General features: G+C 56.1%; 24 protein-coding genes. 19 read left to right on the top strand and 5 right to left on the bottom strand.

Going from position 1 to position 23,090, the window contains the following annotated elements; all coding sequences use genetic code 11:
- Window positions 1-312: 312 nt before the first annotated feature.
- The 5 genes from VW41_19095 to VW41_19075 all read left to right on the top strand — a co-directional run bounded on the left by VW41_19095 (window position 313) and on the right by VW41_19075 (window position 5,659).
- On the top strand, window positions 313-1,098 hold the full coding sequence (locus VW41_19095) for an oxidoreductase (GenBank protein ID AJZ90965.1): 786 nt from the start codon (window positions 313-315) through the stop codon (window positions 1,096-1,098).
- Between the two features lie 70 nt (window positions 1,099-1,168).
- Window positions 1,169-2,623 (top strand): FAD-linked oxidoreductase, encoded by a 1,455-nt coding sequence (locus VW41_19090; GenBank protein AJZ90964.1) that lies wholly within the window; start codon window positions 1,169-1,171, stop codon window positions 2,621-2,623.
- Window positions 2,624-2,683: 60 nt separating this feature from the next.
- On the top strand, window positions 2,684-4,039 hold the full coding sequence (locus VW41_19085) for a major facilitator transporter (GenBank protein AJZ90963.1): 1,356 nt from the start codon (window positions 2,684-2,686) through the stop codon (window positions 4,037-4,039).
- Complete coding sequence (locus VW41_19080) at window positions 4,017-4,796, top strand: hypothetical protein (GenBank protein ID AJZ90962.1); 780 nt, start codon at window positions 4,017-4,019, stop codon at window positions 4,794-4,796. Before VW41_19085 ends, VW41_19080 begins: the two co-directional genes overlap by 23 nt.
- Complete coding sequence (locus VW41_19075; protein AJZ90961.1) at window positions 4,793-5,659, top strand: hypothetical protein; 867 nt, start codon at window positions 4,793-4,795, stop codon at window positions 5,657-5,659. The genes VW41_19080 and VW41_19075 overlap by 4 nt, the downstream gene beginning before the upstream one ends.
- Here VW41_19075 and VW41_19070 read toward each other — a convergent pair.
- The 4 genes from VW41_19070 to VW41_19055 all read right to left on the bottom strand — a co-directional run bounded on the left by VW41_19070 (window position 5,643) and on the right by VW41_19055 (window position 8,258).
- Window positions 5,643-6,218, bottom strand: coding sequence for a hypothetical protein (locus VW41_19070; protein ID AJZ90960.1), 576 nt, complete (start codon window positions 6,216-6,218; stop codon window positions 5,643-5,645). The genes VW41_19075 and VW41_19070 overlap by 17 nt on opposite strands.
- 23 nt (window positions 6,219-6,241) lie before the next feature.
- Entirely contained in the window at window positions 6,242-6,514 is a 273-nt protein-coding gene (locus VW41_19065) for a ferredoxin (GenBank protein ID AJZ90959.1), read from the bottom strand.
- On the bottom strand, window positions 6,511-7,785 hold the full coding sequence (locus tag VW41_19060; GenBank protein AJZ90958.1) for an FAD-dependent oxidoreductase: 1,275 nt from the start codon (window positions 7,783-7,785) through the stop codon (window positions 6,511-6,513). The genes VW41_19065 and VW41_19060 overlap by 4 nt, the downstream gene beginning before the upstream one ends.
- Before the next feature lie 110 nt (window positions 7,786-7,895).
- Window positions 7,896-8,258, bottom strand: a complete 363-nt coding sequence (locus VW41_19055) for a 6-carboxy-5,6,7,8-tetrahydropterin synthase (GenBank protein ID AJZ90957.1) — start codon at window positions 8,256-8,258, stop codon at window positions 7,896-7,898.
- Window positions 8,259-8,564: 306 nt separating this feature from the next.
- Here VW41_19055 and cysJ point away from each other — a divergent pair, with 306 nt between their 5' ends.
- From cysJ to VW41_19040, 3 genes are all read left to right on the top strand, one after another.
- Window positions 8,565-10,370, top strand: a complete 1,806-nt coding sequence (cysJ, locus tag VW41_19050) for a sulfite reductase subunit alpha (protein AJZ90956.1) — start codon at window positions 8,565-8,567, stop codon at window positions 10,368-10,370.
- The gene (locus VW41_19045) at window positions 10,370-12,082 is read left to right on the top strand and encodes a sulfite reductase subunit beta (GenBank protein AJZ90955.1); all 1,713 of its coding nucleotides are present in this window, start codon (window positions 10,370-10,372) and stop codon (window positions 12,080-12,082) included. The genes cysJ and VW41_19045 overlap by 1 nt, the downstream gene beginning before the upstream one ends.
- A gap of 173 nt (window positions 12,083-12,255) precedes the next feature.
- Window positions 12,256-12,987 (top strand): phosphoadenosine phosphosulfate reductase, encoded by a 732-nt coding sequence (locus tag VW41_19040; GenBank protein AJZ90954.1) that lies wholly within the window; start codon window positions 12,256-12,258, stop codon window positions 12,985-12,987.
- Window positions 12,988-13,017: 30 nt separating this feature from the next.
- Here VW41_19040 and VW41_19035 read toward each other — a convergent pair whose 3' ends face one another.
- Window positions 13,018-14,058 carry an alkaline phosphatase gene (locus VW41_19035; GenBank protein ID AJZ90953.1) on the bottom strand — a complete coding sequence of 347 codons (1,041 nt, stop codon included), beginning with the start codon at window positions 14,056-14,058 and terminating at the stop codon, window positions 13,018-13,020.
- 278 nt (window positions 14,059-14,336) lie between these two features.
- Between VW41_19035 and VW41_19030 the strand changes: the two genes are divergently transcribed.
- The 11 genes from VW41_19030 (at window position 14,337) to nlpD (ending at window position 23,062) form a co-directional block, all read left to right on the top strand.
- Window positions 14,337-15,245, top strand: a complete 909-nt coding sequence (locus VW41_19030) for a sulfate adenylyltransferase subunit 2 (GenBank protein ID AJZ90952.1) — start codon at window positions 14,337-14,339, stop codon at window positions 15,243-15,245.
- Window positions 15,246-15,256: 11 nt separating this feature from the next.
- Entirely contained in the window at window positions 15,257-16,684 is a 1,428-nt protein-coding gene (gene cysN / locus VW41_19025) for a sulfate adenylyltransferase subunit 1 (GenBank protein ID AJZ90951.1), read from the top strand.
- Window positions 16,684-17,289, top strand: coding sequence for an adenylylsulfate kinase (locus VW41_19020; protein AJZ90950.1), 606 nt, complete (start codon window positions 16,684-16,686; stop codon window positions 17,287-17,289). The genes cysN and VW41_19020 overlap by 1 nt, the downstream gene beginning before the upstream one ends.
- A gap of 50 nt (window positions 17,290-17,339) precedes the next feature.
- Complete coding sequence (locus tag VW41_19015; GenBank protein AJZ90949.1) at window positions 17,340-17,663, top strand: hypothetical protein; 324 nt, start codon at window positions 17,340-17,342, stop codon at window positions 17,661-17,663.
- A gap of 185 nt (window positions 17,664-17,848) precedes the next feature.
- Window positions 17,849-18,175, top strand: a complete 327-nt coding sequence (gene ftsB, locus VW41_19010) for a cell division protein FtsB (protein ID AJZ90948.1) — start codon at window positions 17,849-17,851, stop codon at window positions 18,173-18,175.
- A 19-nt stretch (window positions 18,176-18,194) separates the two neighbouring features.
- Window positions 18,195-18,905, top strand: coding sequence for a 2-C-methyl-D-erythritol 4-phosphate cytidylyltransferase (locus VW41_19005; protein AJZ90947.1), 711 nt, complete (start codon window positions 18,195-18,197; stop codon window positions 18,903-18,905).
- The gene (gene ispF, locus VW41_19000) at window positions 18,905-19,384 is read left to right on the top strand and encodes a 2-C-methyl-D-erythritol 2,4-cyclodiphosphate synthase (GenBank protein ID AJZ90946.1); all 480 of its coding nucleotides are present in this window, start codon (window positions 18,905-18,907) and stop codon (window positions 19,382-19,384) included. Before VW41_19005 ends, ispF begins: the two co-directional genes overlap by 1 nt.
- Window positions 19,384-20,430: a tRNA pseudouridine synthase D gene (gene truD, locus VW41_18995; GenBank protein ID AJZ90945.1), complete on the top strand. Its 1,047-nt coding sequence runs from the start codon at window positions 19,384-19,386 to the stop codon at window positions 20,428-20,430. The genes ispF and truD overlap by 1 nt, the downstream gene beginning before the upstream one ends.
- On the top strand, window positions 20,411-21,172 hold the full coding sequence (surE, locus tag VW41_18990) for a stationary phase survival protein SurE (GenBank protein ID AJZ90944.1): 762 nt from the start codon (window positions 20,411-20,413) through the stop codon (window positions 21,170-21,172). Before truD ends, surE begins: the two co-directional genes overlap by 20 nt.
- Window positions 21,166-21,792: a protein-L-isoaspartate O-methyltransferase gene (gene pcm / locus VW41_18985; protein AJZ90943.1), complete on the top strand. Its 627-nt coding sequence runs from the start codon at window positions 21,166-21,168 to the stop codon at window positions 21,790-21,792. The genes surE and pcm overlap by 7 nt, the downstream gene beginning before the upstream one ends.
- Window positions 21,793-21,922: 130 nt before the next feature.
- The gene (gene nlpD, locus VW41_18980) at window positions 21,923-23,062 is read left to right on the top strand and encodes a lipoprotein NlpD (GenBank protein ID AJZ90942.1); all 1,140 of its coding nucleotides are present in this window, start codon (window positions 21,923-21,925) and stop codon (window positions 23,060-23,062) included.
- Window positions 23,063-23,090: the final 28 nt, after the last annotated feature.

The following is a 23,090-nucleotide window of genomic DNA, read 5'->3' as shown; positions in this document are numbered from 1 at the left end:
AAAAAAGAGAAAAGCAACCAATCCCTTGTGGGGGCTGATTACTTTTCTCATGGGCTCTAGTAATTGCGGAGATTATTATCATGAGATGCCGTTTTTTAGTGTGAGAAATATCACGCTATTGGTTTTGACGGTGAATAATTTAGCGTTAAAACCTTCCCATTAATGAGTTGTGAGGTTGATCACATAACGTGATTAGCCGCTGTGATACTTATTTTAGCCAGTTACTAGAGACGATGAGAAAAGTAACTTCCCTTTCGGGGGGAGCTTGCTTTTCTCATTTTTTTTGCGTTTAAAAAATTTAAGGAGTTCATCATGTCGCTCAGCGCACTCAACGAATTCTCACTGGACTTCTTCTCGCTCAAAGGGAAGACGGCGATTGTCACCGGCGGCAACAGCGGACTGGGGCAGGCATTTGCCATGGCGCTGGCTAAGGCCGGGGCGAATGTGTTTATTCCAACGGTGGTGGAAGAGAAAGGCGAAACTCGTCAACTTATTGAAAGCCAAGGTGTAAAGGTGGCTTTTATGACCGTGGATATTACGGAAAAAGGCGCCCCGGCCCAGGTTATTGCCCAGTGCCTGGAGACCTTTGGCTCGGTGGATATTCTGGTCAACAACGCCGGGATCTGTAAGCTCAACAAAGTGCTGGATTTTGGCCGCAGCGACTGGGACCCGATGATCAACATCAATCTGACCGCGGCGTTCGAATTAAGCTACGAAGCGGCCAAGGTGATGATCCCGCAAAAGCACGGAAAAATCATTAATATCTGTTCACTATTTTCTTATCTTGGCGGGCAGTGGTCTCCGGCTTATTCCGCGACAAAACATGCTCTGGCCGGTTTAACGAAAGCGTATTGTGATGAATTAGGTCAATATAATATTCAGGTGAACGGTATTGCACCTGGTTATTATGCCACCGATATTACTACCGAAACACGAAAAAACCCGGAAACCAATAAACGCGTGCTTGATCATATTCCAGCCAATCGTTGGGGTGAAACGCAGGACCTTATGGGGGCGATGGTTTATTTATCCAGCCGCGCTTCAGATTATGTTAATGGTCATTTGTTAGTGGTTGATGGTGGTTATTTAGTCAGATAATTCTCGCAGGGTGGTTCCTGCTTTCTCTTATTTATATCCGTATTCCCTTATTTGTCAGGAAGGAGTTGTCATGTCTTTATCTCGCGAAAAAATTGTGGATCAATTAAAAGAAATCGTTGGCCCGCAGCAGGTTATTACCGATGAAAAAGTATTGCAGAAAAACAGTATCGACCGGTTCAGAAAATACGCGGATATTCATGGCGTGTTCACCCTGCCGCTGCCGGCCGCGGTGGTGAAGCTGCAAAGCACTGAGCAAGTCTCCAGCGTGCTGGCGTTCTTGAACAGCAACCGTATCAACTGCGTGCCGCGCACCGGCGCTTCGGCCACGGAAGGCGGCCTGGAAACCGTGGTGGAAAACTCCGTGGTACTGGACGGTTCCGGGCTGAACAAGATTGTCGATATTGATATTGAAAACATGCAGGCCACCGCTCAGTGCGGCGTCCCGCTGGAAGTGCTGGAGGATGCCCTGCGTGCGAAAGGCTACACCACCGGCCACTCTCCTCAGTCAAAACCGCTGGCACAGATGGGCGGCCTGGTTGCAACCCGCAGCATCGGTCAGTTCTCAACTCTGTACGGGGCGATTGAAGACATGGTGGTTGGCCTAGAGGCCGTGTTCCCGGACGGTAGCATCACCCGCATTAAAAACGTGCCTCGCCGTGCCGCTGGCCCGGACATTCGCCACGTAATTATCGGTAACGAAGGGGCGCTCTGTTACATCACCGAAGTGACGGTAAAAATCTTCAAATATATGCCGGAAAACAACCTATTCTACGGCTATATCCTCGACAACATGAAAACCGGCTTCAACATCCTGCGTGAAGTGATGGTGGAAGGATATCGTCCGTCGATTGCCCGCCTGTATGACGCCGAAGACGGCACCCAGCACTTCACCCACTTTGCCGATGGAAAATGCGTGCTGATCTTTATGGCCGAAGGCTCTAAACGCCTGGCCGAAGCGACCGGCGCAGGCATCGAAGAAATTGTGGCTCGTCACCCGGAATGCAAGAAAGTGGACAGCAAGCTGATCGAAACCTGGTTCAATAATCTGAACTGGGGGCCGGATAAAGTTGCTGCCGAACGCGTGCAGATCCTGAAAACCGGCAACATGGGCTTTACCACAGAAGTTTCCGGCAGCTGGAGCTGCATTAATGAGATTTACCACAATGTGATCGAGCGCATTCGCACTGAGTTCCCACATGCAGGTGATATCACTATGCTGGGCGGCCACTCTTCCCACAGCTACATCAACGGCACCAACATGTACTTCGTGTATGACTACAACGTGGTGGACTGCAAGCCGGAAGAGGAGATCGACAAGTACCACAATCCGCTGAACAAAATCATCGTCGAAGAGACGATTCGCCTCGGCGGCTCGATGGTGCACCACCACGGGATCGGTAAACACCGCGTGCACTGGTCCAGACTGGAGCACGGCACCGCCTGGCCAATCATGCAGGGCCTGAAAGATCAGTACGATCCGAACGGCATCATGAATACCGGCACGATTTGGCCGATTGAAAAATAACCGCACAGGTCGGCTCTCAGGAGCCGACTTTTCTACTTACGGATCGACAAAGGAATCAGTATGCACGCCGAACCGGTTCGTATGGATGACCTGCCGCTCAATCGCTTTCATTTACGCATTGCCGGGCTGACCTTCGGCGCCCACCTGACGGACGGCTATGTGCTGGGCGTGATTGGCTTTGCGCTGGTGATGATTACGCCGCAAATGGGCCTGACGCCGCTTCAGGAAGGATTAGTGGGCAGCTCGGCGCTGTTTGGGCTGTTTCTTGGCAGCCTGGTGCTGGGCTGGATCTCCGATCATATTGGCCGTCAGAAAATTTTTAACTTCAGCTTCGTGCTCATCACGCTGGCCTCCTTTTTACAATTTTTCGTTAGCAACGTAGAGCAACTGATTGTGCTACGGGTGCTGATTGGTATTGGTCTGGGAGGCGACTATTCCGTGGGCCACACCATGTTGGCCGAATTTTCCCCGCGCAAACATCGTGGCGTACTGCTCGGCGCCTTTAGCCTGGTCTGGACGCTGGGATACGTGCTGGCAAGCCTGATAGGTCATCAACTGGTGGAGAGCGGGCCGGAAGCATGGCGCTGGCTACTGGCCTCGGCCGCATTGCCCGCGCTGTTAATTACTTTGCTGCGCTGGGGCACCCCGGAATCTCCCCGCTGGCTGCTTCGTCAGGGGCGGGTATCCGAGGCGCATCAGATTGTGCGCCGCTGCTTCGGCGAACACGTTGTGATCGGCGATGAAATTGCGGTGCCGACCTCCCGCCATATCCGCACGTTGTTTTCCGAACAATACTGGCGGCGTACCGCGTTTAATAGCCTGTTCTTTGTTTGCCTGGTGATCCCGTGGTTTGCGATTTATACCTGGCTGCCGTCCATTACCGGGCTGCTGGGAATGCAGGATGGCCTGACCGCCAGCCTGCTGCTGAATATGGTGCTGGTGGTGGGCGCGATTGCGGGCCTTGTGCTGACGCATCACTGTTCAAGGCGCGGCTTCCTGATTGGCGGTTTTCTGGTGCTGTTTTTCAGCCTTACCGCGCTGGCGCTGGTGCCGGAGCAACACGGCACCATCATCCTGCTACTGTTCTTTGTTTTTACCCTGACCATTTCGGCGGTGAGCAACCTGGTCGGCGTGCTGCCGGCGGAAAGCTTCCCGACAGATATTCGCTCGCTGGGGGTGGGATTTGCGACCTCGATGAGCCGCCTGGGTTCGGCAATCAGTACCGGCCTGCTGCCGATGGCGCTGGTGTCCGTCGGGGTGCAAAACACCATGCTGTTGCTTAGCGCGGTGCTTATGCTGGGCCTGCTGGTTTCCGTCTTCTGGGCGCCGGAAACGCGAAACATGAGCCTTGTTGCCGCGTCCGGGAATAAAGAGCAGCCGCCGGGAGTGAATCATGAACATTCTGTTAGCCTTTAAGGCCGAGCCAGACCTCTCCATGCTGGCGGAGAAAGATTGGCTAACCGCCGGGCAGGGAAGCCTGGATACCTCGATAACGCGCCCTTGCCTGGGGGAAGATGAGCAGGCTGCCGGTGAGATACTGTTGCGTCAGGAAGAGGACCTGAACCTTACCGCGTTAAGTATTGGCTGTGAGCGTGCGGACAGTTTTCTGCGCCAGTTTAAGGCGCTGGGGTTCCAGCGGGCCGTGCGGCTGCAGCCGGATGAAGAGCTGACTTTTACCCCTGCCACGGTGGCTGCTTTGCTGGCGGCATGGCAGCAGCAACATCCTCAATCGTTAATGGTCATCGGGTCGCGCAGCGCCGAAGGTAATAGCGGGCAGACGGGGTTTTACCTCGCCGAACAGCTGGGCTGGCCGTGCTTCAGCCAGGTTTATGATTTTACGCTCGACGATGAACGCCAGCAGGTTTGCCTGAAGCAGCGGCACGGGGCAGGTAAGCGAAGCCTGACCGTGCGGCTGCCAGCGGTGCTGATGGTGGAAAGCCGTGGAGACTACTGCCTGAGAACGCCAGGCCTGCGGCAAAAGCTGGCGGTGAAGACGTCGGACGTTGAGGTCTGGCCCGTGAAAGCGCTGAACGATACGGCCGCGGCATCTCCTCTTTGGGGGCTGGAGCATCCTCAGCGGCAGCGCGGCGGTTTAATCATTCAGGGCAGCGACGCGCGAGAAAAGGCCCGCAGCCTCTACCGCGACTGGCTACGCAAAAGGATGAAGCCATGAAAATTGCCGTGATTCTGCCCGAAGCCCGGAAAGCGTCGGCGCTCAATGAGATAGGACATTTCATTTCACGCAGTGAAATGGCACAGACGCAGCTTGAAGGTTGGCTGCTGCCGGAGAATGAATACAGCGAACCACTGCTGGAGGGTATTGGCGCCCAGTTCGCCCGTTCTCCGGTGGATATGCTGTTATTCCCTTCTGGCTGGCAGGGCGCAGAGCTTGCCACTCGGCTGGCGTACCGTCTGCAAGGTGAAGCCTGGGGTGCGGTTAGCGAAGCGAGTTTTGCCCAACAGGTCGTGCGTAAAAGTGCCTATGGCGGCGCACTGGTGGCCGCTCTCCGGTTGCAGAATAAACCCTGGTGCCTGAGCGTAGCCGCCGCGCCGGGAGCCAAAACCTGGCAGCCAGAGATCGAATATTGTCAGATTCCCGTCGCAGAGCAGAGGCCCGCCTGGCTGGTTGAGTCTGCGGCAATTGAAGATGAAACCGCATCCGGGCTGGCTGAGGCCAGCCTGGTGCTGGCGGTGGGACGAGGCGTTGGCAGCCCGCAGGCTATGGCGCAGGTGGAGGATATTGCCCTTGGGCTGGGAATGGAAACCGGCGCCAGCCGTGAGGCCGTCATGCACGCCTGGTGTAGCATGGACAAACTGTTGGGGATGTCTGGCACTCAGGTTGCTGCCGACGTTTGTATTGCGGCAGGCGTCTCCGGCGCACCTGCCTTTATCAGCGGCATTGCCCACAGTCGGTTTATAGTGGCTATCAACCACGATCCACAGGCGGCTATTTTCCGCCATGCCGATGTGGGTATCGTGGATGATTTGCTGCCGGTGCTAACCGAACTGCAAAACTGCGTCAGGGAAGATATTTAGCCAACTGCCAGACGCCGGTATTGGTGGTGGAGATAGCCAGCGCCCCGGCGCTAAGCGCGTTGTTGGCATCCTCGGCGTCGCACACCAGGCCGCCGGCAATCACCGGCAGGTCGATTTTTTCGGTGACCCACTTCATCACTTTCGGCATACAGCCCGGCAGAATTTCGATGCAGTCCGGGTTTGACTGGGCCACTTGCTTATCAATGTTGTGATAAGAGATGGAATCGACGATAAACAGCCGGTGAATGGCGAAGAACCCCTGCGCCCTGGCCGCTTTTACCATTGGCGCTTTGGTGCTTATCACGCCGTCGGCCTGGGTCACCAGTTTCAGAAAGTTAATCACAATCTCTTTATTCGACGTCCCCTCCAGTAAATCGACGTGTACCAGCGCATATTTGTTCGCCTTCTTAATTTGCTGCACGATGCCGGTAATGGTGCAGATATTGCCGTACAGGACGGAAATCACCTGGCAGTCGGATTCCAGCGCCAGCTGCAGGCTCTGGTTATCTTTTACCGCTGCAATCAGCGGGTGTTGCTTGAGTAGGGACATCAGGGACACAGCTTGGACTCCATCGTATACAGTTAACCAAAGCGTAATTGGATGCCACAGCCGGCGGGCGGGTAGCGCCAGCGGCTGAGAGTTTGTTCGTCGCATAGCAGGCGGCAGGTGCCGCACTCCAGGCAGCCGGTGGTATCAATGTGCAGGCTGCCGTCTTCTTTCTGGCGATATAATCCGGCAGGGCAGGCCCGTACCAGCAGGGCAAGGCTTTCTCTGTCGGGGCTGTCAGCGGGGACAATATGCGGTTTCTCCGCAGGCTGCCAGGCGTTCCTGGCCAGTTTCTCATGCAGGTTCACAGGCTACGTCCTCCGTGAAAAATATCTTTAACCAGTCTGAAAATGCCGGCCTTGCGGGCATGTTTCCACAGCAGGCTGCCGAGCCTTGGCGGCGGTGAGTTCTGGGGATCAAAGATATCACGCTGCAGTTCAGCCAGCAGGTGCGGATAGTCCTGAAACAGCCCCGGCGTTTGTAAAAAATCAGGCATCTTGCGATAGCGCTCCAGCACCGCCCACAGCGAAGTGCGCTCCAGCTGTTGGCAGTATGCCTGATGAAGATCGACACTTTCATTGTCCTGTAGCACCTGGATCAGCGTTTGCGCCGCAGCCTTTGCCGAGAGCGCGGCTAAATCCATACCCCGCACGGTGAAGCCGGTATTGATACAGAAGCGAGCGCTATCGCCCACCAGCAAATAACCCGGGCCAGCCAGACGTCCGGGAAGCCCGTTCAGGCCACATTCAGGAATAAGATGCGCGCCGTATTCAACCAGCTCGGCGCGGCGCAGAAGTGGACGCAGGGTCGGGTGCTGCTTGAAGTTTTCCAGCAGGTCTGGAAGCGCTGCGGCGGACGCCCGAAGCGAAGAGAGTGGGCAGACGATGCCGACAGAAAGCGTATCGTGATTGGTATAGAGGAACCCGCCAGCAGGCTGCTCGCCGCAGATACCGCCCGTGAACAGCCAGGCGGCACCTGCATGGCCTTCAAGCGCGAAGCGGTTTTCGAGCTCGTCTCTTGGGAGCGCAAGTACCTCTTTCACGCCAACGGCAACGCTGTGTTCGGGCAACTTATTTAATAGCTTGTGCTGCTCGGCCAGCAGAGTATTGGCACCTTCTGCGATAACGACAGCTTTGGCGCTCAGCACTTCGCCGTCGATCACCACTCCGCCCACCACGCCGTTTTCAACATGCAGACTATCGACCTGGGTGGCGGTCAGACACTGTGCGCCGGCTTGTTCAGCCTGCTGAAACAGCCAGGGATCTAACCGAGCACGGAGCACGCTGTAGGACGCCGCCGAAGGGTACTGAAAGCTCAGCGTCGTTGCGCTGTCCGCCGTCAGAGCGGAGAGCTTTTCATGGGTAATACAGCGTTCGAGCGGGGCTGCGCGGGAAAAGTCAGGAAAGAGAGCATCAAACGCGGCGGTGTAGAGCCTGCCGCCGGAAAGGTTCTTGCTGCCGGCCTGATGGGCTCGCTCAACCAGCAGAACATTGAGCCCGGCGCGAGCGCACTCCACCGCGCAACAGGCCCCTGCTATTCCTGCCCCAACAACAATAATATCGAAATCTGTAGTGGCCATCCCGTGCACCTTTTAGTTGCGACGGAGCAGCTTACCAAAGCGGGAGAAAAATTAGCTTGATGGGGGGCGCAGAGAGGAAAAGTCCGGCGTAATTTCCGGACTTTTTTAGCTTATTCGCCGCGATAGACGCAGCCTGCGGTGCAGGTTTCTTTGATCATCACCGCGCTCAGCAGCGGCACGACAGGTTTCATCTGATCCCAAATCCATTTCGCCAGCACTTCGCTGGTGGGGTTTTCCAGCCCAGGGATATCGTTCAGATAATAGTGATCGAGACGATCGTAGGTCGGCTTAAACGCCGCTTTCAGCTCGGAAAAGTCCATGATCCAGCCGGTATACGGATCTACCTCGCCGGTAATTTCCAGGCGCACCATAAAGGAGTGGCCATGCAGGCGGCCGCATTTGTGGCCTTCCGGGACGTGCGGCAGGCGATGGGCGGCTTCGAAGGTAAAATCTTTAAACAGGGTGGTGGACATTATTTAACTCTCTGGAATTCAAAAAACCGCCGCATGATAGCGGAATGGACTATTTTTCGCATTAACTAAACGGCTCATTGCCCGACGGCACGGTGTAAGCAACGGTGAAAATGGTGAAATTTCATATTCATCAGATAGTTAGTTAATTACTTTTAACACTATGATTTACCTGAAAAAACGATTAGTCGTTTTAGTTATTAATTATTTCCATCCCTTCTTTAATTGTTGATAACCTGCTGGTTAACCTTGACTCATTACAGTCTGTAAGCCCTTTTTTTGCCTTTTGCTACTGGAAGCTAAATACGTATGACTTCTCAGGTTCCACCGAGCGCTTTGCTGCCGCTAACGCCGGACCAGCTGGCACGCCTTCAGGCGGCGACCACTGATTTTTCAACCACTCAGCTGGCCTGGTTGTCCGGCTATTTCTGGGGAATGATTAACCAGCAGCCGGGTGCGGGTGCGGTGGCCCCGGCCCCTGCGGCTGAAGCACCGGCGATCACGCTGATCTCCGCTTCTCAGACCGGCAACGCGCGCCGCGTGAGCGAGCAGCTGCGGGACGACCTGCTGGCGGCGAAGCTGAACGTCAATCTGGTGAACGCGGGCGACTATAAATTCAAGCAAATTGCCCAGGAAAAGCTGCTGATTGTTGTCAGTTCCACGCAAGGGGAAGGGGAGCCGCCGGAAGAGGCCGTAGCCCTGCACAAATTCCTGTTTTCGAAAAAGGCCCCGCCGCTTAACGGCACCGCGTTTGCGGTCTTTGGCCTCGGTGACAGCTCGTATGAATTCTTCTGCCAGTCCGGCAAAGACTTCGACAGCAAACTGGCTGAACTAGGCGGTGAGCGCCTGTTGGATCGCGTTGATACCGACGTAGAGTATCAGGCCGCGGCGCAGGAATGGCGCAGCAAAATCGTCGAGCTGCTAAAGTCTCGCGTACCGGCGGAAACCCCGGCTCAGGCTGCCGCAACGGCCACGGGCGTAAGCAATGAAATTCTCACCAGCCCTTACAGCAAAGAATCACCGTTAACCGCCACGCTTGCGGTTAACCAGAAAATTACCGGCCGCGACTCCGATAAAGACGTGCGCCACATCGAAATCGATCTTGGCGACTCCGGCCTGCGCTATCAGCCGGGCGATGCGCTTGGCGTCTGGTATCAAAACGATCCGGCGCTGGTGAAAGAGCTGACGGATTTACTGTGGCTGAAGGGCGATGAAAGCGTCACCGTGGACGGAAAAACGCTGCCGCTGAGTGAAGCCCTGCAGTGGCACTTCGAGCTGACTGTCAACACCGGCAATATCGTTGAAAACTACGCCCAGCTGACTCGCAACACGGCGCTGCTGGCGCTGGTAGGCGATAAAGCCAAACTGCAGCATTACGCGCAGACGACACCGATTGTCGACATGGCGCGCTATGCGCCGGCAGAGCTGACGGCTGAACAGTTAACTGGCCTGCTGCGCCCGCTCACGCCGCGCCTTTACTCGATTGCCTCTTCGCAGGCGGAAGCTGAAACCGAAGTCCACATTACTGTCGGTGCGGTGCGCTATGACATCGAAGGCCGCGCCCGCAGCGGTGGTGCGTCCGGCTTCCTGGCCGATCGCCTTGAGGAAGACGGCGAAGTGCGCGTATTCATTGAACATAACGATAACTTCCGCTTACCGGCAAATACGGAAACCCCGGTCATAATGATTGGCCCCGGCACCGGTATTGCTCCGTTCCGCGCCTTTATTCAGCAGCGCGACAATGAAGGCGCGAGCGGCAAGAACTGGCTGTTCTTCGGCAACCCGCACTTTACCGAAGATTTCCTGTACCAGGTGGAATGGCAGCGCTACGTCAAAGACGGCCTGCTGACGAACATTGATTTAGCCTGGTCCCGCGACCAGCAGCATAAAATATACGTACAAGACAAACTGCGCGAAAAAGGCGCGGAACTGTGGCGCTGGATTCAGGAAGGTGCCCACATTTACGTCTGCGGCGACGCCAACCGTATGGCGAAGGACGTTGAGCAGGCGTTACTGGAAGTGGTTGCCGTCCACGGTGGCATGGACACCGAAGCGGCAGATGAATTTTTAAGTGAGCTGCGCGTTGAGCGCCGTTATCAGCGAGATGTCTACTAATGAGCGAAAAACACCCTGGCCCTCTGGTGGTCGAAGGCAAACTGGTCGACGCCGAACGACTGAAGCGCGACAGCGATTTTCTGCGCGGCACCATTAAAGAAGATCTGCAGGATGGCCTGACCGGCGGTTTTAACGGCGACAACTTCCTGCTGATCCGCTTCCACGGCATGTATCAGCAGGATGACCGCGATATTCGCGCCGAACGCGTTGAGCAAAAGCTGGAGCCGCGCCACGCGATGATGCTCCGCTGCCGTCTGCCGGGTGGGATCATCACCACGCAGCAGTGGCAGGCCATTGATAAATTTGCCGAAGATAAGACTGTCTATGGCAGCATTCGCCTGACCAACCGCCAGACGTTCCAGTTCCACGGTATTCTTAAGAAGAACGTGAAGCCCGCGCATGAAATGCTGCACGAGGTTGGCCTGGACGCGCTGGCGACCGCCAACGACGTGAACCGCAACGTGCTGTGTACGTCTAACCCGGTGGAGTCTGAGCTGCATCAGGAAGCTTATGAATGGGCGAAAAAGCTCTCCGAGCACCTGCTGCCGCGCACCCGCGCCTACGCCGAGATTTGGTGGGATAAAGAAAAAGTCGCCACCACGGACGAAGAGCCGATTCTGGGGGCAACCTATCTGCCGCGTAAGTTTAAAACTACGGTAGTGATCCCGCCGCAAAACGACGTGGATCTGCATGCCAACGACATGAACTTCATTGCGATTGCGGAAAACGGCAAGCTGGTTGGCTTTAACCTGCTGGTCGGCGGTGGACTGTCCATCGAGCACGGGAATAAAAATACCTATGCCCGCACGGCAAGCGAATTCGGCTACATCCCGCTGGAGCATACTCTGGCAGTAGCGGAAGCGGTGGTGACGACTCAGCGTGACTGGGGGAACCGTACCGACCGCAAAAATGCCAAAACCAAATATACCCTTGAGCGCGTGGGCGTAGACGTCTTTAAGGCAGAAGTTGAGCGCCGCGCTGGCATCAAGTTTGAGCCTACCCGCGCCTATGAATTTACCGGCCGCGGCGATCGTATTGGCTGGGTGAAGGGGATCGATGACAAATGGCATCTGACGCTGTTTATCGAAAACGGCCGTATCCTGGATTATCCTGAGCGCCCGCTGAAAACCGGTCTGCTGGAGATAGCGCGGATCCATAAAGGTGATTTCCGCCTGACGGCAAACCAGAACCTGATCGTCGCCGGCGTGCCGGAAAGCGAAAAGGCTAAAATTGAGAAGCTGGCGACGGATCACGGCTTGATGAATGCGGTCACACCGCAGCGTGAGAACTCAATGGCCTGCGTGGCGTTTCCAACCTGTCCGCTGGCGATGGCGGAAGCTGAACGTTTCCTGCCGGAGTTTGTGACCAAAGTTGAGCAGGTGATGGATAAACACAAGGTGCCGGATGAGCACATTGTGATGCGTGTGACCGGCTGCCCGAACGGCTGTGGCCGCGCGATGCTGGCTGAAATTGGCCTCGTGGGGAAAGCGCCCGGGCGCTATAACCTGCACATTGGCGGCAACCGCATCGGGACGCGTATTCCGCGCATGTACCGCGAAAACATCACCGAGCCGGAGATCCTCAGCTCGATTGATGAGCTGGTGGGGCGCTGGGCGAAAGAGCGCGAGGCCGACGAAGGCTTCGGTGATTTCACCGTGCGCGCCGGAATTATTCGCCCGGTGCTCGATCCGGCCAGGGATTTGTGGGACTAGTTTTACCCCTCACCCTCTCCCCAAAGGGGAGAGGAGATTAACAGACAAAGAATACTGAATCTGGCTTTCCCCCTCCCTGCCAGAGAGTTGGGGAGAGGGAATAATTCACTTTCCCCTCTCCCTTCCAGGGAGAGAGCCGGGGTGAGGGTCATTTATCACTAAGTGAGGCATATATGTCCGGACTCGATCTTAACGCGCTGAACGCCCTTCCTAAGGTTGAACGCGTCATGGCGCTCGCCGAAGTGAACGCTCAGCTGGAAAAGCTTAGTGCCCAACAGCGGGTCACCTGGGCGCTGGAAAACCTGCCGGGCGAATTTGTGCTCTCGTCCAGCTTCGGCATCCAGGCCGCCGTATGCCTGCATCTGGTGACGCAGCAGCGCCCCGATATCCCGGTTATCCTGACCGATACCGGCTATCTGTTCCCGGAAACCTACCAGTTCATCGATGAGCTAACCGACAAGCTGAAGCTGAACCTGCAGGTGTTCCGTGCGACCGAAAGCCCGGCATGGCAGGAAGCACGTTACGGCAAATTGTGGGAGCAGGGCGTGGAGGGAATTGAGCGCTACAACGACATAAACAAAGTTGAGCCGATGAACCGCGCGCTGAAAACGCTGCAGGCACAAACCTGGTTTGCCGGCCTGCGTCGCGAGCAATCCGGCAGTCGTGCTAATTTACCGGTACTGGCGGTACAGCGCGAAGTCTTTAAAATTCTGCCGATCATCGACTGGGATAACCGTACGGTTTACCAGTACCTGACCGAGCACGGGCTGAAATATCATCCGCTTTGGGATCAGGGCTATTTGTCCGTCGGCGACACCCACACCACCCGTAAGTGGGAGCCGGGAATGGCGGAAGAAGAGACGCGCTTCTTTGGCCTGAAACGCGAGTGCGGTTTGCACGAATAAGCCTCCCTCGCCATTACGGCGAGGGGAACATCACTTCTCGGCCTTCGCCAACTCTTTCACCAGCGGCAGCAGAATACGCACCGTGTCATGGCTGCGCCGTTTAATTCTGCCCGGCAGCGCTTTATCCAGATACTCAAGGTTGTCGAGCGTGGCGCTATGCCAACTGATACCGTCTGGAAATGCCTTATTTTTACTGCGCTGCTGGTAACCGTCTTTCGCCCCAAGCGCCCAGTTGGTCGCTTCAACGGACAGCACCGGGATCCCGGCCTTGTCGAACGGTTCGGCATCGCCACAGCAGCTGGTACCTTTCGGGAATTTTGCATTCAGCCCCGGATTGCTGGTGGCCTGAATCCCGGCGCGACGAGCAAGCGTCAGCGCGCGGTCGCGGGTCAGTTTGCGCACGGCCGCAGGCGTTGACGCTCCGCTATTGAAATAGAGCTTATCGCCAACGATCAGGCTGTCGAGGTTGATCACCAGCAGCGTGTTAGCCCGATCTTCTTTGCTCATGCGCTCCAGAATGTTTTTCGCGCCCATGGAGCCAATCTCTTCTCCACTGGTGGCAATAAAGCGGATGCCGTAGCGCGTAGGAATGTCTTTCAGGCGCTCGGCCAGCTCCAGCATGACGCCAAGGCCAGAAGCATTGTCGTCCACGCCCTGCAGCGTCAGGCCGCCGAGGTTATTGTCCACGTCTTTATCATTGAGCGGCGTAAAGGTATCCAGATGCGCCATGATAATAATTTGCTGTGGCTGTTTACCTTCGCGGGCGGCAATCACGCTGCTGGTGGTGACGTTATGCCAGGTCTGATGGCCTGCTTTCGTGGTGTATATATAGCGCGTATTAAACTGACGAATATCGCTCTGATACCCCCAGCTTTTAAACTGCTGCTGAATATAGTCTGCGGCCAGCATTTCGGCCGGACTGCCGGTCATTCGGCCCGGAAAGTAAGTCGCGATGTGGCGGATTTGCTGGTCGGCAATGTCGCCTTGCTGCGTGACCTTTGCGACAGCGGGAAAGCTAAAGCACGCGCCCAGCGCCAGGCAAATCACCGAGCGGCGCAATGCGGAAAACATAGTACGTCCTTATTCATCTTTATTGGTCGGAAGTTTTAAGCGCCATTAGTATGAAACTGTGAGCCAGGTTAAACAATTTCATTTGCTCTTAAACCCGCGAAAAAACGGCCGGTTAAGCACATTTTGTCGTTAGCTTTGCTGTGGCGTTATTCTTTTCGGGAACTAGTCATTCCAATTCGTAATTTCATAACAAATAAGCCCAAGACTTATAGTCCCCTTAGATTAAATCTCAAGCGGCTGCGATGAACGGCCGCGGCGCATCTGCTTAAGGGAAGGTTATGGACCAAAAACGACTCACTCACTTGCGGCAACTGGAGGCTGAAAGCATCCACATTATCCGTGAGGTCGCTGCCGAATTTTCTAATCCGGTGATGATGTATTCCATTGGTAAAGACTCTTCGGTCATGCTGCATTTGGCCCGTAAAGCTTTCTATCCTGGCACGCTGCCGTTCCCGCTGCTGCACGTTGATACCGGCTGGAAATTCCGTGAAATGTACGAGTTCCGTGACCGCACAGCGAAAGCCTACGGCTGCGATCTTATCGTACACCGCAATCCCGAGGGCGTGGCGATGGGCATTAACCCGTTCGTGCACGGCAGCGCTAAGCATACCGACATAATGAAAACCGAAGGGCTTAAGCAGGCGCTGAATAAATACGGTTTTGATGCAGCCTTTGGCGGCGCCCGCCGCGATGAAGAGAAATCCCGTGCGAAAGAGCGTATTTACTCTTTCCGCGATCGCTTCCACCGCTGGGACCCGAAAAACCAGCGTCCTGAGCTGTGGCATAACTACAACGGCCAGATCAACAAAGGCGAAAGTATTCGCGTGTTCCCGCTGTCTAACTGGACCGAGCTGGATATCTGGCAGTACATCTACCTGGAAAATATCGACATCGTTCCGCTGTATCTGGCGGCACCGCGTCCGGTGCTGGAGCGTGATGGCATGCTGATGATGATTGACGACGATCGTATCGATTTGCAGCCGGGTGAAGTGATTGAACAACGTATGGTGCGCTTCCGTACCCTGGGATGCTGGCCGCTGACCGGCGCGGTGGAATCAACCGCGCAGACGCTGCCGGAAATCATTGAAGAGATGCTGGTCTCCACCACCAGTGAACGCCAGGGGCGCATGATAGACCGCGACCAGGCCGGCTCTATGGAGCTGAAAAAACGCCAGGGTTATTTCTAAGGAGCCGCCAGATGAACACCACTATTGCACAACAAATCGCTGATGAAGGCGGCGTCGAAGCTTATCTGCACGCCCAGCAGCACAAAAGTCTGCTGCGATTTTTGACCTGCGGCAGCGTCGATGACGGTAAAAGCACCCTGATTGGCCGCCTGTTGCACGACACGCGTCAGATTTATGAAGATCAGCTCTCGTCGCTTCACACTGACAGCAAACGTCACGGTACCCAGGGCGAAAAACTCGACCTGGCGTTGCTGGTGGACGGCCTGCAGGCGGAGCGCGAGCAGGGCATCACCATCGACGTGGCCTACCGTTACTTCTCCACTGAGAAGCGCAAATTCATCATTGCCGACACGCCGGGGCATGAACAGTACACCCGCAATATGGCGACCGGGGCATCAACCTGTGACCTGGCGATCCTGCTGATCGACGCCCGCAAGGGCGTGTTGGACCAAACTCGTCGGCACAGCTTTATCTCCACGCTGCTGGGGATCAAGCACCTGGTGGTGGCGATCAACAAAATGGATCTGGTGGCGTTCAGCGAGCAGACTTTTGAACAGATCAAACAGGATTACCTGACCTTTGCTCAGCAACTGCCGGCGGACCTGGATATTCGCTTTGTGCCGCTTTCCGCGCTGGAAGGGGATAACGTTGCCAGCGCCAGCGCTCAAATGCCGTGGTACAGCGGCCCGACGCTGCTAGAAGTCCTTGAAACGGTAGAAGTTATTCGCGGCGTAGAGCAGCAGCCAATGCGCTTCCCGGTACAGTACGTGAACCGCCCCAATCTCGACTTCCGCGGCTATGCGGGGACGCTCGCTTCGGGCACCGTGCGCGTAGGCCAGCGCGTCAAAGTGTTGCCATCTGGCGTGGAATCCAGCATCGCCCGAATCGTGACTTTTGATGGAGATTTGCAACAAGCCGGCGCGGGGGAAGCGATCACCCTAGTGCTGAAAGACGAAATCGACATCAGCCGGGGCGACCTGGTGGTGGAGGCGACGGAATCACTGGCTGCGGTGCAGAGCGCTAAAGTGGATGTGGTGTGGATGGCGGAACAGCCGCTGGTGCCGGGGCAGAGCTTTGATATCAAAATCGCCGGGAAGAAGACCCGCGCGCGCGTCGACAATATTCAGTACCAGGTCGAGATTAACTCGCTGACTCAGCGGGTGGTGGAAAGCCTGCCGCTGAACGGGATCGGGCTGGTTGATCTCACCTTCGATGAGCCGCTGGTGCTCGATAAATATCAAGCCAACCCGGTGACCGGCGGGCTGATTTTCATCGACCGGCTGAGCAACGTGACCGTGGGCGCAGGTATGGTGCGCGAGCCACAGGCAGATGTTTATCAGGAACCTTCGGCCTACAGCGCGTTTGAGCTTGAGCTTAACGCCCTGGTGCGTCGCCACTTCCCACACTGGGGCGCGCGTGACCTGCTGGGGGGCAAATAATGGCCGACCATGATGAAAACGTGGTCTGGCATGCTCATCCGGTGACGAGTGAGCAGCGTGAAGCACTGCACAAGCACCGCGGCGCGGTGCTGTGGTTTACCGGCTTGTCCGGCTCCGGGAAATCAACCGTAGCCGGTGCCCTTGAGCAAGAGCTGCACAAACTTGGCGTAAGTACGTATTTGCTTGATGGCGACAACGTGCGTCACGGCTTGTGCAGCGACCTGGGCTTTAGCGATGAAGACCGTAAAGAGAACATCCGGCGGGTCGGCGAAGTGGCTGGCCTGATGGTGGATGCAGGCCTGGTCGTGCTCAGCGCGTTTATCTCGCCGCACAGAGCCGAAAGGCAAATGGTGCGTGAGCGCGCCGGAGAAGGGCGCTTCTACGAAGTCTTTGTGGACACGCCGCTGGCCATTTGCGAAACGCGCGATCCTAAAGGGCTTTACAAGAAGGCTCGGGCAGGGGAATTGAAGAATTTTACCGGCATTGATTCGGTGTATGAGGCGCCCCTGCGGGCCGAAATTCACTTAGACGGCGAACAATTAGTAACAAATTTAGTGGCCCAAATATTAGACCTGCTGCGTCGCGACGATATCATCAATTGCTGAAGACGCCCGGAAGCACAACGCTTCCGGCCATCAGGGTTATGAAATCAGTTATGCGCAACAGCACGAATATCGTTATTTCTCAGGCTGAACCCAGCCCGACGGTCGAGGAAACAACCTGGTCATTGCCCGGGGCGTTTATCGGCTTTTTGTCGTGGCTGCTGGCGCTAGGTATTCCCTTTTTGGTCTACGGCCCCAACACGCTTTTTTTCTTCCTCTACACCTGGCCATTCTTCCTGGCGCTGATGCCGGTCGCAGTGGTGGTGGGTATTGCTTTGCACTCCATTTTGCGTGGCAGGCTGCTGTTCAGCTGTGTGGCTACGCTGCTCTCCGTGGCGCTGATGTTCGGCGTGCTCTTTATGTGGCTGATGGGTTAGCCGTGCCGAACTGCGTCAAACCGTAACAGACTATTTATGGGCAACGTTAAGCTAAACTTGCTGCAATCGCGCATGAATTCGCGTTATGTGGTAAATTCTGGCGCGATTTGGCGGGCAGGGTTGCTTGCCGCAGTGGAGTCGACGAAAAAGTTGTGGGATGATTGTGCCGTTTTTCAGGGGGCAGGATGGGTAAACTAACGCTGCTGTTGCTGGCCTTGCTGGTCTGGCTTCAGTATTCGCTGTGGTTCGGAAAAAACGGCGTACACGATTACACGCGCGTCAGCGAAGATGTCGCTGCGCAGCAGGCAACCAATGCCAAACTAAAATCTCGCAACGATCAGCTTTTTGCCGAAATTGACGACCTCAACGGCGGCCAGGAAGCGATTGAAGAGCGCGCTCGCAACGAACTCAGCATGACCAAGCCGGGGGAAACGTTCTACCGCCTGGTGCCGGATGCCTCCAAACGTGCAGCCAACGGTAATACCTCCAACGCCGGGCAAAATAATCGATAACTCAGCATAAGTGAAAGGCATGGCAGACTCCTCCCCGGACGTAATTGCCGTGGTACCGGCCGCCGGTATCGGCAGCCGTATGCAAACGGAATGTCCTAAGCAGTATCTACACATCGGCGACAAAACGATTCTCGAACACGCGGTAGCCAGCCTGATGGCGCATCCGCGTGTTGGTCAGGTGATCGTGGCCCTCAGTCCCAACGACACGTATTTTTCCTCTTTGCCGCTGGCAACACATCCTCGCGTCACCGCGGTGACTGGCGGCAAGCAGCGCGCAGATTCGGTGCTGGCTGGCCTGCAGGCGGTAGATGGCGCCCAATGGGTGCTGGTGCACGATGCCGCCCGCCCCTGTCTGCATCGGGATGACCTCGAAAACCTGCTGGCGATTACCGTCACCAGTAAGGTCGGCGGCATTCTGGCGGCCCCGGTTCGCGACACCATGAAGCGGGGTGAGCCTGGTAAAGGGCTGATTGCCCATACGGTCGATCGGGAAGATCTTTGGCACGCGCTTACGCCGCAACTTTTCCCTCTCGAACTTTTGCGCAGCTGTCTGCTGCGCGCGCTGGATGAAGGCGCCACCATTACCGATGAAGCCTCGGCCCTGGAATATTGCGGTTTTCATCCAGAACTGATTAACGCCCGGGCGGATAATATCAAGGTGACTCGCCCTGAAGATCTGGCGCTGGCGGCTTTCTATCTTACGCGGTTAACCCAAACGGAGAATTTATAATGCGTATCGGACATGGTTTTGATGTTCATGCTTTTGGCGGCGTTGGCCCGATTATTATTGGCGGCGTTCGTGTCCCGTTCGAAAAAGGGCTGCTGGCTCATTCTGACGGTGACGTTGCTCTGCATGCCCTGACCGATGCGCTGTTGGGTGCCGCCGCGCTGGGGGATATTGGCAAACTGTTCCCGGACACCGATCCTGCTTTCAAGGGGGCGGACAGCCGCGAACTGCTGCGCGAAGCCTGGCGTCGTATTCAGGCCAAAGGTTTTACCCTCGGGAACGTGGACGTGACGATTATCGCTCAGGCGCCGAAAATGGCGCCGCATATCCCACAAATGCGCGTGTTTATTGCCGAAGATCTCGGCTGCCATATGGATGACGTCAACGTCAAAGCTACCACCACCGAGAAACTCGGTTTTACCGGCCGCGGCGAAGGTATTGCCTGCGAAGCCGTCGCGCTGCTGCATAAGGCCAGCAAGTAATGGATATGCAAAACCTGACCTGGCTGCACGGCAAGCCGCAGGGCAGCGGCGTCATCAAAGCCAGCCCGGAAGATTTCGTGGTCATTGAAGATCTAGGCTTTGGCCCGGACGGGGACGGCGAGCATCTGCTGCTGCGAATTCTGAAAAACGGCTGCAATACCCGCTTCGTGGCCGATGCGCTGGCTAAATTCCTCAAGGTTCATGCGCGCGAAGTCAGCTTTGCCGGGCAGAAAGATAAACATGCCGTGACCGAACAGTGGTTCTGCGTTCGTCTGCCGGGCAAAGAGATGCCGGACATGAGCGCCTTTGCGCTTGAGGGTTGTCAGGTGCTGGAGTTTGCTCGCCACCGCCGTAAGCTGCGCTTAGGCGCCCTGAAAGGGAATCGCTTTACCCTCGTGCTGCGCGAAGTCAGCGATCGCAACGAGATGGAGCAGCGCTTACAGGCCGTTGCGGAGCAGGGAGTGCCTAACTACTTCGGCAGTCAGCGTTTTGGTATCGGCGGTAATAACCTGCATCAGGCGAAACGCTGGGCAGAAAGCAATGCGCCGCTGCGCGACAGAAATAAACGCAGTTTTTGGTTGTCGGCGGCCCGCAGCGCGTTGTTTAATCAGATTGTTAGCCAGCGCCTGAAAAAACCAGACTTTAATCAAGTTGTTGATGGCGATGCGCTACAATTGGCAGGACGCGGCAGCTGGTTTGTAGCGACCCCGGAAGAACTTCCCACCCTGCAACAGCGAGTGAATAACGGCGAACTGCTGATCACCGCTTCGCTGCCGGGCGATGGCGAGTGGGGAACGCAAAACGCAGCGCTGGCTTTTGAGCAGCAATCCGTGGCTGAAGAAGAGATTCTGCTGGGGTTGTTGACGCGTGAGCGTGTGGAAGCGGCGCGCCGTGCGATGCTGGTTCAGCCTAAAGAGCTGAGCTGGAACTGGTGGGATGATGTCACCGTCGAGCTGAACTTCTGGTTACCGGCGGGAAGCTTTGCCACCAGCGTTGTCAGGGAACTCATGAACACAGCGGGTGATTATGCGAATATTGCTGAGTAACGATGACGGAGTCCATGCGCCTGGCATTCAGGTGCTGGCGAAAGCGTTGCGTGAATTTGCCGAGGTGCAGGTGGTGGCTCCGGACAGAAACCGCAGCGGCGCATCAAACTCGCTGACGCTGGAGTCATCGCTAAGAACCTTTACCCTCGCCAACGGGGATATCTCCGTTCAAATGGGGACGCCGACGGATTGTGTCTATCTCGGCGTCAATGCTCTGATGCACCCGCGCCCGGACATTGTGGTGTCGGGCATCAACGCCGGGCCAAATCTCGGCGACGACGTTATCTATTCCGGCACCGTTGCGGCGGCGACGGAAGGGCGTCATTTAGGGCTCCCGGCGCTGGCCGTCTCGCTGGATGGTCATCAGCATTATGAGACCGCGGCGGCGGTCACCTGCTCTATTCTCCGGGCGCTGGCTCGGGAGCCGCTGCGCACCGGGCGCATTCTAAATATCAACGTCCCAGACTTACCGCTTGACCAAATTAAAGGTATTCGCGTGACGCGCTGCGGCAGCCGCCATCCGGCGGACCAGGTAATTCGGCAGGAAGATCCGCGTGGCAACACGGTTTACTGGATTGGCCCACCGGGGGAAAAACTGGATGTTGCACCGGACACCGACTTTGCCGCCGTTGACGAAGGCTATGTATCGGTGACGCCGCTGCACGTCGATTTAACCGCACATAGCGCCCATGAAGTCGTTGGCCACTGGCTTGAAAAAGCCGGAGTTGAGGCGCAATGGTAAGCAAACGCGTACAGGCTCTTCTCGATCAATTACGTGCCCAGGGTATCAAGAATGAACTGGTTCTTGAGGCTATCGCGCAGGTGCCGCGTGAGAAGTTTGTCGATGAAGCGTTTGAACACAAAGCCTGGGAAAACACCGCGTTACCTATTGGGTCTGGTCAGACTATCTCTCAGCCGTATATGGTAGCGAGGATGACGGAACTGCTGGAGCTGACGCCACAGTCAAAAGTGCTGGAGATTGGCACCGGGTCTGGCTATCAGACCGCGATTCTGGCGCATCTGGTGGGGCATGTTTGCTCCGTGGAGCGGATCAAAGGGCTGCAATGGCATGCCAGGCGCCGCCTGAAGCAGCTGGATTTACACAATATTTCGACCCGTCACGGCGATGGCTGGCAGGGCTGGCAGGCAAAAGCGCCGTTCGACGCTATCATTGTGACGGCGGCACCGCCGGAAATTCCCACTGCGTTGCTGTCGCAGCTGGGTAACGGCGGTATTCTTGTTTTGCCCGTGGGGGACGACAGGCAGTTTTTGAAACGCGTACGACGTCACGGGGACGAATTTTTAATCGACACGGTAGAAGCTGTTCGCTTTGTGCCCTTAGTGCGCGGCGAATTAGCATAACCCGGAAATATCCGGTTTTCTTGCTGTTGATTCGGCGTAACGTAGCCGAATTCAGCAAAAGCTGGCGTGGATTACGCCGCTTCTCTACAGTGTTTTATGCATATCTGGTTGTTATCATTTTGGGGGATAAATGAGCGCGGGAAGCCCAACTTTCACTTTACGCCGGGCGGCGGTGTTAACGCTAACGAGCCTTTGGCTGGCAGGCTGTACAAGCAATAATAACACCCAGGCACCAATCAGTTCCGTTGGCGGCAACGGCAATCCTTCAGGCTCCTCAAGCGGCAGCCTGCTGGTGACTAAGCCACCGACAATGTCCGCCCCGATTCAGCAGCCTCAGATCCAACCTGTTCAGCAACCGCAGATTCAACCGGTTCATCAGCCTCAGCCTCAGTCCCAGCCAGTCGTTTCTGAGCCTGTGCGCACTGAAAATGGCCGCATTGTTTACAACCGCCAGTACGGCAACATCCCTAAAGGGAGCTACGCGGGCGGCAGCACCTACACCGTTAAACGCGGCGATACCCTGTTCTACATTGCGTGGATTACGGGGAATGACTTCCGTGACCTGGCGCAGCGTAACAACGTCCCGGCACCGTATGGTCTGGAAGTGGGGCAAACCCTTCAGGTCGGCAACGCCTCTGGCACGCCAATCACCGGCGGGAACGCGGTGACGGCTGCCGATGCCCGCGCGCAGGGCGTCGTGACGCCAGTTGAACAAAACTCGACCAGGGTAGTTGCTTCTAAACCGACAATTACGTATTCTGAGGATTCAGGTGAACAGAGTGCTACTAAAATGTTACCAGGCAATAAGCCAGCTGGGACAGTCGTCACAGCACCGGTAACCGCACCTGTGGTTAGCTCTACCGAACCGACCGTCAGCAGTACGTCTAACAGTTCGCCGATTTCAACCTGGCGCTGGCCGACCGACGGTAAGATCATCGAAAACTTTGCAGCGACCGAAGGGGGCAACAAAGGGATCGATATCGCAGGCAGTAAAGGACAGGCCATTATCGCGACCGCCGCAGGGCGCGTGGTATATGCCGGTAACGCACTGCGTGGTTACGGTAATCTAATCATCATCAAACACAACGATGATTATCTGAGTGCCTACGCCCATAACGATACAATGCTGGTCCGGGAACAAGAAGAAGTTAAGGCGGGGCAGAAAATCGCTACCATGGGTAGCACCGGAACCAGTTCTACACGATTGCATTTTGAAATTCGTTACAAGGGGAAATCCGTAAACCCGCTGCGTTATTTGCCGCAGCGATAAACCGGCAAAACATTCATTGAGTGTATTG

The organism is Klebsiella michiganensis, from assembly GCA_000963575.1.
In the GTDB taxonomy this organism is placed as follows: Bacteria; Pseudomonadota; Gammaproteobacteria; order Enterobacterales; family Enterobacteriaceae; genus Cedecea; species Cedecea michiganensis_A.
This window is presented reverse-complemented; position numbering and strand designations above follow the sequence as displayed.

Coding starts and splice junctions, on each gene's coding strand:
- ftsB (AJZ90948.1), top strand. CDS start 17,849: ATGGGTAAACTAACGCTGCTGTTGCTGGCCTTGCTGGTCTGGCTTCAG.
- VW41_19005 (AJZ90947.1), top strand. CDS start 18,195: ATGGCAGACTCCTCCCCGGACGTAATTGCCGTGGTACCGGCCGCCGGT.
- cysJ (AJZ90956.1), top strand. CDS start 8,565: ATGACTTCTCAGGTTCCACCGAGCGCTTTGCTGCCGCTAACGCCGGAC.
- pcm (AJZ90943.1), top strand. CDS start 21,166: ATGGTAAGCAAACGCGTACAGGCTCTTCTCGATCAATTACGTGCCCAG.
- VW41_19045 (AJZ90955.1), top strand. CDS start 10,370: ATGAGCGAAAAACACCCTGGCCCTCTGGTGGTCGAAGGCAAACTGGTC.
- VW41_19035 (AJZ90953.1), bottom strand. CDS start 14,058: ATGTTTTCCGCATTGCGCCGCTCGGTGATTTGCCTGGCGCTGGGCGCG.
- VW41_19055 (AJZ90957.1), bottom strand. CDS start 8,258: ATGTCCACCACCCTGTTTAAAGATTTTACCTTCGAAGCCGCCCATCGC.
- VW41_19085 (AJZ90963.1), top strand. CDS start 2,684: ATGCACGCCGAACCGGTTCGTATGGATGACCTGCCGCTCAATCGCTTT.
- surE (AJZ90944.1), top strand. CDS start 20,411: ATGCGAATATTGCTGAGTAACGATGACGGAGTCCATGCGCCTGGCATT.
- VW41_19060 (AJZ90958.1), bottom strand. CDS start 7,785: ATGGCCACTACAGATTTCGATATTATTGTTGTTGGGGCAGGAATAGCA.
- VW41_19040 (AJZ90954.1), top strand. CDS start 12,256: ATGTCCGGACTCGATCTTAACGCGCTGAACGCCCTTCCTAAGGTTGAA.
- VW41_19095 (AJZ90965.1), top strand. CDS start 313: ATGTCGCTCAGCGCACTCAACGAATTCTCACTGGACTTCTTCTCGCTC.
- VW41_19080 (AJZ90962.1), top strand. CDS start 4,017: ATGAACATTCTGTTAGCCTTTAAGGCCGAGCCAGACCTCTCCATGCTG.
- truD (AJZ90945.1), top strand. CDS start 19,384: ATGGATATGCAAAACCTGACCTGGCTGCACGGCAAGCCGCAGGGCAGC.
- VW41_19030 (AJZ90952.1), top strand. CDS start 14,337: ATGGACCAAAAACGACTCACTCACTTGCGGCAACTGGAGGCTGAAAGC.
- cysN (AJZ90951.1), top strand. CDS start 15,257: ATGAACACCACTATTGCACAACAAATCGCTGATGAAGGCGGCGTCGAA.
- ispF (AJZ90946.1), top strand. CDS start 18,905: ATGCGTATCGGACATGGTTTTGATGTTCATGCTTTTGGCGGCGTTGGC.
- nlpD (AJZ90942.1), top strand. CDS start 21,923: ATGAGCGCGGGAAGCCCAACTTTCACTTTACGCCGGGCGGCGGTGTTA.
- VW41_19020 (AJZ90950.1), top strand. CDS start 16,684: ATGGCCGACCATGATGAAAACGTGGTCTGGCATGCTCATCCGGTGACG.
- VW41_19075 (AJZ90961.1), top strand. CDS start 4,793: ATGAAAATTGCCGTGATTCTGCCCGAAGCCCGGAAAGCGTCGGCGCTC.
- VW41_19015 (AJZ90949.1), top strand. CDS start 17,340: ATGCGCAACAGCACGAATATCGTTATTTCTCAGGCTGAACCCAGCCCG.
- VW41_19090 (AJZ90964.1), top strand. CDS start 1,169: ATGTCTTTATCTCGCGAAAAAATTGTGGATCAATTAAAAGAAATCGTT.